The sequence below is a fragment of the endosymbiont of unidentified scaly snail isolate Monju genome, from assembly GCF_000801295.1.
In the GTDB taxonomy this organism is placed as follows: domain Bacteria; phylum Pseudomonadota; class Gammaproteobacteria; order Chromatiales; family Chromatiaceae; genus MONJU.
Genome location: NZ_AP012978.1, coordinates 1,155,291 through 1,169,475 on the forward strand (window position 1 = coordinate 1,155,291; position 14,185 = coordinate 1,169,475).

The 14,185-nt window shown below is 64.0% G+C and carries 12 protein-coding genes, 1 pseudogene and 1 other annotated feature; of the genes and pseudogenes, 9 read left to right on the forward strand and 4 right to left on the reverse strand.

What is annotated here, in order from left to right:
• Nucleotides 1-40: 40 nt before the first annotated feature.
• Nucleotides 41-250: a DUF2788 domain-containing protein gene (locus tag EBS_RS05420; RefSeq protein ID WP_043107679.1), complete on the reverse strand. Its 210-nt coding sequence runs from the start codon at nt 248-250 to the stop codon at nt 41-43.
• A 9-nt stretch (nt 251-259) separates the two neighbouring features.
• Nucleotides 260-1,056, reverse strand: a pseudogene (locus EBS_RS14950) (DUF2189 domain-containing protein).
• A 620-nt stretch (nt 1,057-1,676) separates the two neighbouring features.
• Between EBS_RS14950 and gyrA the strand changes: the two are divergent.
• The 7 genes from gyrA (at nt 1,677) to EBS_RS05460 (ending at nt 10,677) form a co-directional block, all read left to right on the forward strand.
• Nucleotides 1,677-4,229 (forward strand): DNA gyrase subunit A, encoded by a 2,553-nt coding sequence (gene gyrA / locus EBS_RS05430; protein WP_043107680.1) that lies wholly within the window; start codon nt 1,677-1,679, stop codon nt 4,227-4,229.
• A gap of 177 nt (nt 4,230-4,406) precedes the next feature.
• The gene (serC, locus tag EBS_RS05435) at nt 4,407-5,489 is read left to right on the forward strand and encodes a 3-phosphoserine/phosphohydroxythreonine transaminase (RefSeq protein ID WP_043109315.1); all 1,083 of its coding nucleotides are present in this window, start codon (nt 4,407-4,409) and stop codon (nt 5,487-5,489) included.
• Between the two features lie 235 nt (nt 5,490-5,724).
• The gene (locus tag EBS_RS05440; RefSeq protein ID WP_043107681.1) at nt 5,725-6,894 is read left to right on the forward strand and encodes a phosphoglycerate dehydrogenase; all 1,170 of its coding nucleotides are present in this window, start codon (nt 5,725-5,727) and stop codon (nt 6,892-6,894) included.
• Between the two features lie 40 nt (nt 6,895-6,934).
• Nucleotides 6,935-8,026, forward strand: coding sequence for a prephenate dehydratase (gene pheA / locus EBS_RS05445; RefSeq protein ID WP_043107682.1), 1,092 nt, complete (start codon nt 6,935-6,937; stop codon nt 8,024-8,026).
• A gap of 16 nt (nt 8,027-8,042) precedes the next feature.
• Entirely contained in the window at nt 8,043-9,149 is a 1,107-nt protein-coding gene (hisC, locus tag EBS_RS05450; protein WP_043107683.1) for a histidinol-phosphate transaminase, read from the forward strand.
• The gene (locus EBS_RS05455; RefSeq protein WP_231892853.1) at nt 9,146-10,027 is read left to right on the forward strand and encodes a prephenate dehydrogenase; all 882 of its coding nucleotides are present in this window, start codon (nt 9,146-9,148) and stop codon (nt 10,025-10,027) included. Before hisC ends, EBS_RS05455 begins: the two co-directional genes overlap by 4 nt.
• Before the next feature lie 344 nt (nt 10,028-10,371).
• On the forward strand, nt 10,372-10,677 hold the full coding sequence (locus EBS_RS05460) for a hypothetical protein (protein WP_043107684.1): 306 nt from the start codon (nt 10,372-10,374) through the stop codon (nt 10,675-10,677).
• Nucleotides 10,678-10,713: 36 nt separating this feature from the next.
• Here EBS_RS05460 and EBS_RS05465 read toward each other — a convergent pair.
• A protein-coding gene (locus tag EBS_RS05465) for an IS3 family transposase (protein WP_148307646.1) occupies nt 10,714-11,933 on the reverse strand; the annotation gives its coding sequence in 2 pieces (ribosomal slippage) (nt 10,714-11,651 and nt 11,651-11,933; 1,221 coding nt in all).
• Nucleotides 11,539-11,655 (reverse strand) — a sequence feature (AL1L pseudoknot). Its footprint overlaps the gene before it by 117 nt.
• A gap of 68 nt (nt 11,934-12,001) precedes the next feature.
• Between EBS_RS05465 and EBS_RS05475 the strand changes: the two genes are divergently transcribed.
• Complete coding sequence (locus EBS_RS05475; protein WP_148307675.1) at nt 12,002-12,559, forward strand: hypothetical protein; 558 nt, start codon at nt 12,002-12,004, stop codon at nt 12,557-12,559.
• Between the two features lie 181 nt (nt 12,560-12,740).
• Here EBS_RS05475 and ilvE read toward each other — a convergent pair whose 3' ends face one another.
• Nucleotides 12,741-13,613, reverse strand: coding sequence for a branched-chain-amino-acid transaminase (gene ilvE, locus EBS_RS05480; protein ID WP_043107686.1), 873 nt, complete (start codon nt 13,611-13,613; stop codon nt 12,741-12,743).
• A gap of 72 nt (nt 13,614-13,685) precedes the next feature.
• Between ilvE and EBS_RS05485 the strand changes: the two genes are divergently transcribed.
• The gene (locus EBS_RS05485; protein ID WP_231892854.1) at nt 13,686-14,099 is read left to right on the forward strand and encodes a MarR family winged helix-turn-helix transcriptional regulator; all 414 of its coding nucleotides are present in this window, start codon (nt 13,686-13,688) and stop codon (nt 14,097-14,099) included.
• The last annotated feature ends 86 nt before the right edge of the window (nt 14,100-14,185 follow it).

Genomic DNA, 14,185 nt, shown 5'->3' on the forward strand with positions numbered 1-14,185 from the left:
TGGGCAAAGGCGCATCGCGCCGTGCCCATCATTTCCCGTTTCACTCCATGTCGAAGAACCACTTGATGATGTTCTTGGCGATAAAGCCGAGCATGCCGAAAGCGAGCACGAAGAACAGTACGAAGGTGCCGAAGCGGCCGGCATTGGACTTCTTTGCCAGGTTCCAGATGATGAACAGCATGTAGAGGATGAGGGCGCCGACGCCCCAGGTCATGCCGATTTCGGTGAGTTGTTCTTCGCTGATCTGCATGTCGTTCTTTCAGGTGCGTTGTGCCACGTTGTCGCCGTCCACCTCGACGATGTCCCGGTAGAGGTGCCAGGAGGCGTGGCCTATCAGGGGGTAGAGAATGATGAAGCCGGCCATGGCGGTGGCCATGGAAACCGCCGTGGCCAGACCGATGAACCCGGCCCAGAAGGTCATGAGCGCGGGATTTTCGCCGACTGCGCGAATGCTGGCCAGTACCGCGGTGCGGGTGGTCACGTCATGATCGAGCAGCAAGGGCACGGCGATTACCGTCATGGCGAAGATCAGTGCCGCGAGCAGCCCGCCGGCCAGGGTCCACAGGATGAAATTTTCAGTCTCCTGGGTGAGCACGTAGCGGACAAAATCGTTCAGGTCGTGTATCTCGACGTTCACGAAAAGCTGAAAGAGCAGGGCGTGATCCCCACCCAGAGCGCGCCGATCAGCACCAGCAGCAGGTTGAAGCGCCACAGGCAACGCGAGGCGGTACGCCAGGCACAGAGGGCGTCGTGGAGTGTCCCTGCGTGGCCGGCTTCGAGGCGACGACTGATGCCGTAGAGGCCGGTCGCCAGGATGGGGCCGACCAGCACGAAGGTAGTGGCGACACCCGGCAGCAGGAAGATGTCGGTCAGGGCGATGCGCAGGGTGAGCAGGCTCAGCGCGAACACTACCAGGCCATGCAGGTAGCTGGGCCAGCCGGTACGCACCATCTCGTGCCAGTCCCGGTAGATCCATCGGCCGAGGTGCTCGAAGGCGACCTGGCGTATGTGGAATGTCGTTTCATGCAGCGGACCTTCGCGGTCGGTTGTGCTCATTCTCTCTCTCCGATGGGGCAGGATGCCGCCTCGACGGGCGGCTTGTGGTTGTCTCACCAGTCTAACAAACCCCTGTGAGCAGCGAGGTTTTGGTCACGTCGAACGAAGGTGGGGCAGGGGGTGAGGGGGCGGACGATGGCGATCTGTCGTCAGCCTATCTTGCCGCGGATTGGCTGCGGAAAGTGCCTCAGACGCTGTGTAAGCCCCTCTGAGCCGTTTTCTGCCGGCTCCGCGGCTCGGGATATGGTAGAATCCGGCTCCTCAGATTTCCGCCCTGCGAGAAGATTAACCCGGTCCCTATCCATGCCATCCTCAGGACGTCAGACAGAAGTCGGAACGCGGCGCGCTCATCAGGCAATGGTGATTCCATTGGCAAGAAGCGCAACAACCTGTTGGCTTCTGTCTGACGTCCCGATCTTCAGACATTCAACCGGTTCGGCCACCACGAGCGTGCCCATGGACGTCGTTGCCGCACCTCGACAGGGAGTGACCCTGCCTTCGGCGCGGCGCCTTGCCACGGACACGCTCGTGGTGGCTGAGGGTGACACGGATAGGGGCCGGGTTAATCACCACAAGGCCCGTGTGGCGGGTCGCAGGCAGGGTGACCACAGGATAGCGTCATGACCGAATTCGCCAAGGAAATCCTCCCCGTCAGTCTCGAAGACGAGATGCAGCAGTCCTACCTGGACTATGCCATGTCGGTCATCGTCGGCCGCGCCCTGCCGGACGTGCGCGACGGTCTCAAGCCGGTACACCGGCGCGTGCTCTACGCCATGGGCGAGCTGAACAACGACTGGAACAAGCCCTACAAGAAGTCGGCGCGCGTGGTCGGCGACGTGATTGGTAAATACCACCCGCACGGCGACACCGCGGTCTACGACACCATCGTGCGTATGGCCCAGCCCTTCTCGCTGCGCTATCCGCTGATCGACGGCCAGGGCAACTTCGGCTCGGTAGATGGCGATGCCCCGGCGGCGATGCGTTACACCGAGGTGCGCATGAGCCGCATCGCTCACGAACTGCTGGCCGACATCGACAAGGAGACGGTCGATTTTGCCCCCAATTACGATGAGTCCGAGCATGAGCCGGTGGTGCTGCCGGCGCGTTTCCCCAACCTGCTGGTCAACGGTTCCTCGGGCATCGCGGTGGGCATGGCGACCAACATCCCCCCGCACAATCTGCGCGAGGTGATCGACGGCTGCGTGGCCCTGATCGACGATCCGCAGACCCCGCTCGAGGCGCTCATCGAGCGCATCCCGGCCCCGGACTTCCCCACCGCCGGCATCATCAACGGCGTGGCCGGCATCCGCGAGGCCTACCGTACCGGGCGCGGCAAGTGCTACATCCGTGCGCGTGCCGAGATCGAGGAGATGGACAGCGGCCGCCAGCGCATCGTGGTCACCGAGCTGCCGTACCAGGTCAACAAGGCCCGCCTGCTGGAGAAGATCGCCGAGCTGGTCAAGGAAAAGAAGCTCGAGGGTATCTCCGAGCTGCGCGACGAGTCCGACAAGGACGGCATGCGCATGGTGATCGAACTGCGCCGCGGTGAGGTGGCCGAGGTGGTGCTGAACAACCTCTACAAGCAGACGCAGATGCAGAGCGTGTTCGGCATCAACATGGTGGCCCTGGTGGACGGGCAGCCGCGCACCCTGAATCTCAAGCAGCTGCTCGAGTACTTCATTCGTCACCGCCGCGACGTGGTGACCCGGCGCACCCTGTTCGATCTGCGCAAGGCGCGCGAACGTGCGCATATCCTCGAGGGTCTGGCGGTGGCGCTGGCCAACATCGACGAGGTGATCGCACTGATCAAGGCGGCACCCAGCCCGGCCGAGGCCAAGCGTCAGCTGGTGGCACGTGCCTGGCAGTCGGGTGCGGTGGAGGCCATGCTGGCGCGCGCCGGTGCCCATGCCTCGCGTCCCGAGGACCTGCCGCCCGAATTCGGGCTCACCGAGGAGGGCTACCGCCTGACCGAGACCCAGGCCCAGGCCATCCTCGATCTGCGTCTGCAGAAGCTCACCGGGCTCGAGCAGGACAGGATCATCAACGAGTTCGAAGAGATCCTCGAGCGCATCGCCGAGCTGCTGGAGATCCTCTCCAACCCCGATCGCCTGATGGCGGTGATCCGCGAGGAGTTGCTGGAGATCCGCGAACAGTTCGGCGACGAGCGACGTTCCGAGATCATCCACACCCGGCTGGACCTCACCCTCGAGGACCTGATCACAGAGGAAGACGTGGTGGTCACGCTCTCGCACCAGGGCTACGCCAAGGCGCAGCCGCTGGACGTCTATCGCGCGCAACGGCGGGGCGGCAAGGGCAAGGCGGCGACCACCACCAAGGACGAGGACTTCGTCGAGAAGCTGTTCGTGGCCAACACCCACGACACCATCCTGTGCTTCTCCAGTCTCGGCAAGTGCTACTGGCTCAAGGTCTACGAGTTGCCTCAGGCCGGGCGCAATGCGCGCGGGCGGCCGATGGTCAACCTGCTCCCGCTCGAAGAAGGCGAGCGCATCAACGCCATCCTGCCGATCCGCGAATACGAAGACGACAAGTTCATCTTCATGGCCACCGCCCTGGGTACGGTCAAGAAGACGCCGTTGCAGGATTTCTCGCGTCCGCGCTCGTCCGGCATCATCGCCGTGGACCTGCGCGAGGGTGACCAGCTGATCGACGTGGAGCTTACCGATGGCGAGCAGACGGTGATGCTGCTCACTTCCGCCGGCAAGGCGCTGCGTTTCTCCGAGTCCACGGTGCGTCCCATGGGCCGCACGGCCTGCGGCGTGCGGGGGATCAAGCTGGGCGAGGGACAGCGCGTGATTTCGCTGATCGTCGGCGACGAGGGCGACGTGCTCAACGCCTCCGAGAACGGCTACGGCAAACGCACCCCGGTCGAGCAGTTCCCGGTGAAGGGGCGTGCCGGCATGGGCGTGATTGCCATCAAGACCAGCGAACGCAATGGCGAACAGGTCGGCGCGGTGCGTGTGTTCGATGGTGACGAGATCATGCTCATCACCGACGGCGGCACCCTGGTGCGCACCCGGGTGGACGATGTCTCGCGCATGAGCCGCGACACCCAGGGCGTCAAGCTCATCACCCTGAGCAAGGGCGAGAAGCTCATCGGCATCGCGCGCATCGAGGCGCTGGACGAGGATTCCGACGAGAACGACGGTGAATGAACGAACCGCAAAAGGCGCAGAGTACGCAAGGGATGAGAACCGTCGTTGCTTGTGCGTAGCAGCGGAAATGTCCCGGGTGCCGGGAGCGGCGGTCTGATCGAGAAGCATTCTTCATGCCTTGGCGCCCTTCGCGTCCTTGGTGGTTATTGAACTTGGTTGTTTTGGCAGGAAGTGAACATGGCACGAGTTTTCAATTTCAGTGCGGGTCCGGCGGCTTTGCCCGAGGCGGTATTGCGGCAAGCGCAGGAGGAACTGCTGGATTGGCACGGCAACGGCATGTCGGTGATGGAGATGAGCCACCGCGGCAAGGACTTCATGTCCATCGCGGAGCAGGCCGAGGCCGACCTGCGCGAGCTGCTGCAGATCCCTGACAACTACAAGGTGCTTTTCCTGCAGGGAGGGGCCTCCTTGCAGTTTGCCATGATCCCGCTGAACCTGATGGGACGAGGCGCGCGTGCCGACTACTACCTGACCGGCGCCTGGTCGAAGAAGGCGATCGCCGAGGCGAAGCGCTTTGGCGAGGTGAACATCGTTGCCGATACCAGTGACAGCAAGTTCACCACCCTGCCGGCCGAGGGCAGCGTCGAGTTCAGTGCCGATGCGGCCTATGTGCACTACACGCCCAACGAGACCATCCAGGGCGTGGAGTTCCCCTATGTGCCGGATACCGGCGACACCCCGCTGGTGGCGGACATGTCCTCCACCATCCTGTCGCGCCCCATCGATGTCTCGAAGTTCGGCCTGATCTATGCCGGTGCGCAGAAGAACATTGGCCCGGCAGGCCTCACCCTGGTGATCGTGCGCGAGGACCTGATCGGTCAGGCGGGCGAGCAGGTGCCGGTGATGCTGAACTATGCCACCCATGCCGAGAACGGCTCCATGTACAACACCCCGCCGACCTACGGCTGGTACCTGGCCGGGCTGGTGTTCCAGTGGCTCAAGGCGCAGGGCGGGCTGGCGAAGATGGCCGAGATCAACCAGCGCAAGGCAGCGTTGCTCTATGACACCATCGACAACAGCGACTTCTACGCAAACCCGGTGGAGAAGGCGTATCGTTCGTGGATGAACGTGCCCTTCACCCTGGCTGATCCCGCGCTGGATGCCACCTTCCTCGAAGAGGCTGCCGCGGCCGGGCTCAAGACCCTCAAGGGCCACCGTTCCATCGGCGGCATGCGCGCCAGCATCTACAACGCCATGCCCGAGGAAGGTGTGCGTGCGCTGGTGGACTTCATGACCGACTTCGAACGCCGGCACGGGTGAGGGGTCACCACAAAGGGCACGAAGGTGATTGGCATGGACGATGGGAACGGCCTTCGGGGCTTTGCCCATCCTGCCCATCTGTTGTGCCAGGCCCATGAGGAACGGACACAAGGTATGGCTTTGTGATCTTTGTGTCCCTTGTGGTTTATAGGGATTCATTACCGGGGACACAAAAAACAACTTTGCGACCCTGGCGACCTCGGCGGTTTGTCTGGAAAAAAATAGGGAAAAGGCAATGTTCAAGATTCTCACGCTCAACAATATCTCGGTGAAGGGGCTGGATCGCCTGCCGCGTGATCAATATGAGGTCGCCTCGGAGATCACGCATCCCGACGCCATCCTGGTGCGTTCGGCGAAGATGCACGACATGGAGATCCCCGGTACGGTGAAGGCCATTGGCCGCGCCGGAGCCGGGGTGAACAATATCCCGGTTGAGCGCATGACCAAGGCGGGTGTGCCGGTGTTCAACGCCCCGGGGGCGAACGCCAACGCGGTGAAGGAGCTGGTGATCGCGGGCATGCTGATGGCCGCGCGCAATATCGGTCCGGCCTGGCGCTTCGCGGTGGGCCTGGAGGGTTCGGACGCCGAGATCAGCAAGGCGGTGGAAGCCGGAAAGAAGAACTTCGTCGGCTTCGAGCTGCCGGGGCGCACCCTGGGCGTGGTCGGTCTGGGTGCGATCGGGGTCAGGGTGGCCAATGCCGCACGTGCCCTGGGCATGAAGGTGATCGGCTATGACCCGACCATCACCGTGAAGGCCGCCTGGCAGCTGGATGCCGGGGTGGAGCAGGCGCTGTCGGTGGACGATCTGGTGACGCGTTCCGATTTCATCACCTTCCACGTGCCGCTCAATGACGCCACGGCCAACATGATCAATGCCGAGCGCCTGAGGCTGATGAAGCCCGGCGTGGTGCTCCTCAACTTTGCACGCAACGGTATCATTGACGACGAGGCGGCGGTCCGGGCGCTCGATGACGGGCGGCTGTATGCCTATGTGTGCGACTTCCCCAGCAACCTGCTCAAGGACCACCCGCGGGTGATCACCCTGCCGCACCTTGGGGCCTCGACCCGAGAGGCCGAGGAGAACTGTGCGGTCATGGTGGTTGACGAGGCGCGCGACTGGCTGGAGAACGGCAATGTGCGCAACTCGGTGAATTTCCCCGAGATCGAGCTGCCGCGTGGCGAGGGCTACCGCATCGCGGTGGTCAACAGCAATGTGCCCAACATGCTGGGCCAGGTCTCGACCCTGCTGGCCGATGCCGGGCTGAACATCCTGGATATGCTCAACAAGTCGCGCGGTGATATCGCGGTGACGCTGATCGATGTGAATCAGCCGCCAGCAGCCGAGACTGCCGAGGCCATCGCCAGCATCGAAGGTGTGCTCTCGGTACGTTGCCTGGGGTGCTGAGGGTCGCCAGGTTGTCCCGAACAGGTCACGGAACCATGCAATGAGCGAAAGCGAAGCCCAACAGCTTGCCCGCATCCGCAAGCGTATCGACGCGCTCGACGAGAAGATCCACGCCCTGCTCAACCAGCGTGCCGAGGCGGCGATGGAGGTCGCGCGGATCAAGCTGGAAGCCGATCCCAATGCCGTGTTCTATCGCCCGGAGCGCGAGGCCGAGGTGTTGCGCAAGGTCAAGGCGCGCAACCAGGGGCCAATGCCCGACGAGGAGGTCGCGCGCCTGTTCCGCGAGATCATGTCCGCCTGCCTGGCCCTGGAGCGCCCGCTCGAGGTTGCCTACCTGGGGCCGGAAGGCACCTTCACCCAGGCGGCTGCGCAGAAGCACTTCGGGCATTCGGTGCGCACCCTGCCGCTGGGTAGCATCTCCGACGTGTTCCAGGAGGTCGAGAGCGAGAAGGCCGACTATGGCGTGGTGCCGGTGGAAAACTCCAGCGAAGGGGTCATCAATCACACGCTCGACATGTTCCTGGCCTCACCCTTGCAGATCTGCGGCGAGGTGTCGCTGCGCATCCATCACAATCTGCTGGGCAAGGCACAGCCACTGGAGTCCATTCGCACGGTGTTCTCGCATCAGCAGTCGCTGGCCCAGTGCCGCAACTGGCTGGACCGGCACTTGCCCTTTGTCGAGCGGATAGCGGTCGGCAGCAATGCCGAGGCCGCACGGCTGGCGGCCGAGACCGAGGGGGCGGCAGCGATCGCCGGTCGGGCCGCGGCCGAGCTGTACGACCTGGACGTGCTGGCGGCCAACATCGAGGACGAGCCGGACAATACCACGCGCTTCCTGGTGATCGGCCGGCATGGCACCAGCCCCTCGGGTGACGACAAGACCAGCATCATGGTCAGCACGCGCAACGAGTCGGGTGCCCTCTATCACCTGCTGCGACCGCTGGCCGAGAACGGCATCAGCATGACCCGTATCGAATCGCGGCCTTCCCGGCGCGGCAACTGGGACTACGTGTTCTTCATCGACCTGCTGGGGCACCGCGAGGACCCTGGCGTTGGCAAGGCGCTGGCCGAATTGCGCTCCCTGGCCGCCTTGTACAAGGAGTTGGGTTCCTATCCTCGCGCCGTGCTGTGATCTGCCGGAGGGCTTCATGAACGACAACCGTTTCGTTTCGCGCGCCGCGCCCGGTATCGCCCACCTGCAACCCTATGTGCCGGGCAAGCCGGTCTCCGAACTGGAGCGCGAGCTGGGCATCAGCGACTCGATCAAGCTGGCCTCCAACGAGAATCCGCTGGGTCCCAGTCCGCGGGTGCGCGAAGTGCTGGCCGGCGAGTTCGATAAACTGGCACGCTATCCCGACGGCGGTGCCTGGGCCTTGCGCGAGACCCTGGCGAAGCGGCATGGCGTCGCACCCGAATGCATCACCATCGGCAACGGTTCCAATGATGTGCTGGACATGATCGCCCGGGTGTTCCTGTGGCCGGGACGCGAAAGCCTGTTCTCCGAACACGCCTTCGCGGTCTATCCGCTCTCGAGCATGGCGGTGGGTGCGGAGTTGCGGGTGGTGCCGGCGCGGGATTACGGGCACGACCTCGGGGCGATGGTCGAGCGGATCACCCCGGCGACCGGCGTGGTGTGGATCGCCAATCCCAACAACCCGACCGGCACCTGGCTGGATCGCGACACCCTGCGTGCCTTCCTGGAGCAGGTGCCCGCTGAGGTGATCGTGGTGGTGGACGAGGCCTACTTCGAGTACGTCGCTCCGCTCGAGCCCGATTATCCCGAAGCCAGCCAGTGGCTGGAGGCCTTCCCCAACCTGGTGGTCACCCGTACCTTCTCCAAGGCCTACGGACTCGCGGCGCTGCGCATCGGCTATGGTCTGTCGCATCCCGACATGGCCGACCTGCTCAACCGGGTACGCCAGCCCTTCAATGCCAACAGTCTGGCGCAGGCTGCGGCGCTCGCGGCGCTGGACGACCCGGCCCACGTGCAGCGCGGGGTGGACCTCAATCGCCAGGGCATGGCGCAGCTCGAAGCAGGCTTTCGCACGCTGGGCCTGCGCTGGATCCCCTCGGTGGGCAATTTCATCACCGTGTTGCTCGACCGGCCCGCCAGCGAGGTGGATCTGGCCCTGCTGCGCCTGGGGGTGATTACCCGGCCGGTGGAGAACTACGGACTCAAGGGCGGGCTGCGCATCAGCGTCGGCCTGCCCGAAGAGAACGCGCGTTGCCTCGAGGCGCTGGAGCAGGTGCTGTGAGCGAGGCATCCATCGAGACGCTGGCGGTGATCGGCGTCGGCCTGATCGGCGGCTCCCTGGCGCGCGCCCTGCGCGCGGCCGGGCAGGTCGGGCGCATCATCGGCTGCGGGCGCGGCAAGGCCAACCTGGAACGCGCGGTCGAGCTGGGCGTGATCGACGCCTGGACTCACGACCCGGCCGAAGCGGTGCGCAAGGCCGACATGGTGTTCGTGGCGGTGCCGCTGGGGGCCATGCGCCCTGTGTTCGAGGCGATCTGCGGGCACCTGAAGCCGGGGGCGGTGGTCACCGACGGCGGCAGTGCCAAGGCCAGCGTGGTGGCCGACTTCGCCGCCACCTGCTCCGATCACCTGGCGCAGTTCGTGCCGGGACATCCCATCGCCGGCACGGAACAGGCTGGCGTCGAGGCGTCTTTCGCCGAACTCTACCGTGGCCGCCGGGTCATCCTCACTCCGACTGCCGACACCGATCCCCTGGCACTGGCGCGGGTACGCGCCATGTGGGTCGCCTGCGGCGCCGAGGTGGTCGAGATGGACATCGCGCGGCATGACGAGGTGCTGGCAGCCACCTCCCATCTGCCGCACATGCTGGCCTTCGGGCTGGTCGATGCCCTGGCACGCATGGATGAGCACGACGACATATTCCGTTTTGCCGCCGGTGGTTTCCGCGACTTCACCCGCATTGCCTCCAGCAACCCGGTGATGTGGCGGGACATCTGTATCGCCAACCGCGAGGCATTGTCCCGCGTCATGGGGAATTTCGTGCGCGAGATGGAGGCGCTGGCCGCCTCGATCGAGGCGGGTGACGGTGACCGCCTGCTCGAGATCTTCGAACGTGCCAAGACTGCCCGCGATGCCTATGTCGACGGCCTTGGCGGCTGATCCGACAACTCTCTGATCCAACTCGTCGGTGACAAGGGTCGACGCCTCCCGGCGTCGGCACCGTCCCACCGTTCCCTCCAGCAAAACCCTACCATTCGGTGCGCACCCTACCTGCGAAATGGGGTCTCGCACTACCTGTGTTCGTGACGCCATTCACAAATACTGGCCATCAGCGAAATGGGCAGAGCTCCGCGCATTTTGCATTGGTATTGCGAATGCTGTTTCTCGCAATCCATATCGAGACCGCCCAGGAAGCCAGGCGGTGAAATGGAACAGTTGAGTATCGCGCAAGCGATCGAACTTATGGGTGCAACATCATGGATCTAAAACGAATGAGTACGGGAATGCGCTGGATGCTGGCAACGACACTGATAGTGTCGGCCGGTGTGTCTCCGGCTGCACGCTTCCACATCAATGTGGTGGATGGCGATGGGAATCCGGTCACCGGTTTCCGTTACCTCGTGCAGGAGGACACCACCTACACGGTGGATCCGAATAATCCTCCGCCAATTGGCCAGCAGCTGGCGTTGAACTTCCACAAGAGCTATCACCCACCGGCGAGGGTCCAGTGGGGCCCAAAGGCCGGATCGGCGCTCGGTGGGAACGAAGATACGAACAGCACCTCGGTGACGCAGGTTCGTCCCGGGTGAACCGCCCCGGATATTCCGGAGACTGTTTTGTTTGAGTCAGGCCGCCTTGGCAGACTCTTTCTGTTGGCGATAATACGCCGCTTCCAACTCCGCCGGTGGCACGTTGCCAATAGGCTCCAGCAGCCGCCGGTGGTTGAACCAGTCCACCCACTCCAAAGTGGCATATTCGACCGCCTCCCTATGCTTCCAGGGGCCTCGCCGGTAGATAACCTCGGCCTTGTACAGACCGTTGATCGTCTCTGCCAGAGCGTTGTCATAGGAGTCCCCTCGGCTACCGACCGAGGCATCAATGCCGGCCCCGGCCAGGCGCTCCGTGTAGCGCACCGACAGGTACTGACAGCCTCGGTCACTGTGGTGCACCAGGCCCTCTGTGTCCTGGCGCGACCATAGCGCCTGCTCCAGCGCATCCAGCACCAGGTCGGTCTTCAGCGACCGGGAGACACGCCAGCCCACGATCCGTCGGGCATAGACGTCCACGACAAACGCCACATAGACAAACCCTGTCCAAGTCGCCACGTAGGTAATGTCCGCCACCCACAACTGATTCGGGCGGGTGGCAGTAAACTGCCGCTTCACCCGGTCCAGTGGTCGTTCCGCCGTCGTGTCGCCGATCGTTGTCCGGCAACGGCGGCCTCGCACCACACCCCGCAACCCCATGACACGCATCAGGCGTTCCACCGTGCAGCGGGCTACCTCGATGCTTTCCCGGTTGAGCTGCCGCCATACCTTCCTGGCACCGTACACCTGGAAGTTCTCTTCCCAGATCCGTCGAATCTCGTCTGACAGGGCGCGATCCCGCTGCAATCGCCGCGGCAGTCGCTGTGGATCGGCCTCACGGGCCTTGTGCTCATAGTAGGTGGACGGGGCGATCGGCAGCACCGCGCAGATCGGCTCGACCCCGTAACGATCCCTGTGATCGTCGATGTACGCGATCATCTCTTCAGTTTGCGGTCGAGCTCCGCCTGGGCAAAAAAAGCCGACGCCGTCTTCAGAATCTCGTTGGCCCGCCTCAGCTCCCGGTTCTCCCGTTCCAAGGCCTTGAGCCGCTCGCGCTCCGACGTCGTCAGACCCTCGCGCAGTCCTTGATCACGCTCGGCCTGTCTCACCCATTTGCGCAGCGTCTCCGGCGTACAGCCGATTTTGGCCGCGATGGAGGTCATCGCCGCCCATTGGGAATCATGCTCGCCCTGATGATCAAACACCATGCGAACCGCCCGTTCCCGGACCTCAGGGGAATATCTCTTGCTCGTATCCATAGACTCTATCCTCTCAAGAAATGGAGTCTCCGGGAAACCCGGGGCGGTTCACGTTAGGAGGATTGCTGTTGACCAATACCGAGTCCCAGGTGCGCCAATTGGCAATCGACCGCACACCTCGCACTACGAGCGTGACCGTCGGTGGTTCGCATCGCTTGCGCGAGGATCTCCAGGTCAACGGTGACATCACGGCAACAAGGACAGGCAGCACCCCAGCATCGGGTGGCGTGGCGGCAACGCCAGCAACCGACGTCGAATGGCTCTACAGTCTGCAATTCATCGGCAACGACCTGTTCAGGGATGGTGACAGCCTGATCCTGGGGGTGCGCTACAGCAACACGACACCGGCCAATATCTTTTCTTTCAACATCGATGCGCGGCAGCCCCTGTCGTTCGGGTGGCGGGTCAATCCCCGGGTGCTCGTGGAATATCGCTCGCCCAAGGATCCGACGACTTCGAGGAGGACCCTGGTCAAGCCATCGATTCGCGCGGAATACAAGTACTCGCGAGATCTCGAGATCGACCTGGAAGGCGGCATCGACTGGACGCGAGAGAACAGCCCCACGACCGGCAACACGAGCAATCTCGGTTACTTCGTGTCGATGGGCTATCGCTGGGACTTCTAGCCAGGATATTTCACACCCTGACAGGGTCGTGGACCCTGTCAGGGTGGTCCTCGCCTGTCAACGCCCGGGGCGGCAGGGCAGCAACCGATGCGCCGGCCGATGCTGCCGAGTCGGGCTTCGAAGCGATCACCATGCCGCCGGTCTTCCAGCGGGACTGCATCGAGATTGAGAATGGGCGGTTTCATTGGACACCCCCGCAGTGGTGGTCGATGTAACGGGCGAAGGCCTCGGCACAACGGCGAAACACCGGGCCGGGACAGGCGGGCAGGGGGCGGCTGTCTATCTCGCGCACCGGCACCAGCTCGGCGCCGGTGCCTGTCAGGAAGCACTCTTCTGCGGTATGGAGGTCGTAGGGGACCAGCGGTTGCTCCTGTACCGGAATGGCCTGTTCGCGCGCCAGGCGCAGGATCAGGGCGCGGGTGATGCCGGGCAGGGCGCCCTCGCTCACCGGCGGGGTCTGCAATACGCCATCGCGCACGACGAACAGGTTGTCGGCGGTGCCCTCGGCCACGCGGCCTTCGCGATTGAGCATCACCGCCTCGTCGGCGCCGGCGCGATTGGCCTCGATGCGCGCCAGGATGTTGTTCAGGTAGTTCAGGCTCTTGATGCGCGGATCCAGCCCATCGGGCGGCAGGCGCCGGGTGGCGGCGGTGATCAGGGACACCCCGCTGGCGCGGTCGGCGTGATTGACCATCTGCAGGGGGGCGGCGATCACGATCAAGCGCGGCTGGCGGCAGCTGCGCGGGTCGATGCCCATCGGCCCCTCGCCACGGGTGATGATCAGGCGCAGATAGCCCGTGTCTCCGTCGAAGGCGGCGATCACCGCGGCGATGGCGTCGGCCAATTCGGCGTCATGCCAGTGGCAGGGCAGTGCGATGGCTCGCGCCGAGTGGCGCAGGCGCGCGATGTGTTCGGCCAGCAGGAAGGGGTGCCCGTGATAGAAGCGGATGCCCTCGAACACTCCGTCCCCGTACAGCAGCCCGTGGTCGCTCACCGGAATGCGGGCTTCCGACAATGGCAGGACCTTGCCGTCCAGCCAACAGGTGCCTTCCATGCTGTCTTCTCCTGTATTGGTCAATGAAGTTGACTTGTTGCATTGTGCGGATGCTCTGCCTATCGTGTCAACATGGTTGACCTTGAAGATGATCACATCCGGCAGCTCAACGCAGCGCTCGAGGCGCTGCACTTCGGCTTCCGCGCACTCACCGCACACCCGGACGAGCGCCTGCGGCAGCTGGGCTATTCGCGGGTGCATCACCGCATCCTGTATTTCATCGGCCGCAACCCGGGGTGCAGTGTGAGCGAGCTGCTGGGCATCATGTGCGTCAGCAAGCAGTACCTGAACCGGCCGCTGCGGCAGCTCGTCGAAGACGGTCTGGTGGAGCGGCGCGATGATCCCGCCGATCGGCGTATTCGACGCCTGCGACTCACCGCCCGGGGGGGCGCCTGGAGGAGCAGCTCACCGGCGAGCAGCGCGAGCAGCTGGCCGAGGTGTTCGCCAAGGCCGGACCGCGTGCCGAAGCGGGCTGGCGCAAGGTGATGGCGCTGCTGGCTCAGGATATGACCGAACAGGGGATACGCACAGGCCGGTGACAACCTAAGCTTTAACTCCGCAGGAGGAAACCG

Bases quoted from the DNA above. Each gene is read 5' to 3' on its own strand.
- EBS_RS05420 (WP_043107679.1), bottom strand. From the start codon at position 250: ATGCAGATCAGCGAAGAACAACTCACCGAAATCGGCATGACCTGGGGC.
- gyrA (WP_043107680.1), top strand. From the start codon at position 1,677: ATGACCGAATTCGCCAAGGAAATCCTCCCCGTCAGTCTCGAAGACGAG.
- serC (WP_043109315.1), top strand. From the start codon at position 4,407: ATGGCACGAGTTTTCAATTTCAGTGCGGGTCCGGCGGCTTTGCCCGAG.
- EBS_RS05440 (WP_043107681.1), top strand. From the start codon at position 5,725: ATGTTCAAGATTCTCACGCTCAACAATATCTCGGTGAAGGGGCTGGAT.
- pheA (WP_043107682.1), top strand. From the start codon at position 6,935: ATGAGCGAAAGCGAAGCCCAACAGCTTGCCCGCATCCGCAAGCGTATC.
- hisC (WP_043107683.1), top strand. From the start codon at position 8,043: ATGAACGACAACCGTTTCGTTTCGCGCGCCGCGCCCGGTATCGCCCAC.
- EBS_RS05460 (WP_043107684.1), top strand. From the start codon at position 10,372: ATGCGCTGGATGCTGGCAACGACACTGATAGTGTCGGCCGGTGTGTCT.
- ilvE (WP_043107686.1), bottom strand. From the start codon at position 13,613: ATGGAAGGCACCTGTTGGCTGGACGGCAAGGTCCTGCCATTGTCGGAA.
- EBS_RS05485 (WP_231892854.1), top strand. From the start codon at position 13,686: ATGGTTGACCTTGAAGATGATCACATCCGGCAGCTCAACGCAGCGCTC.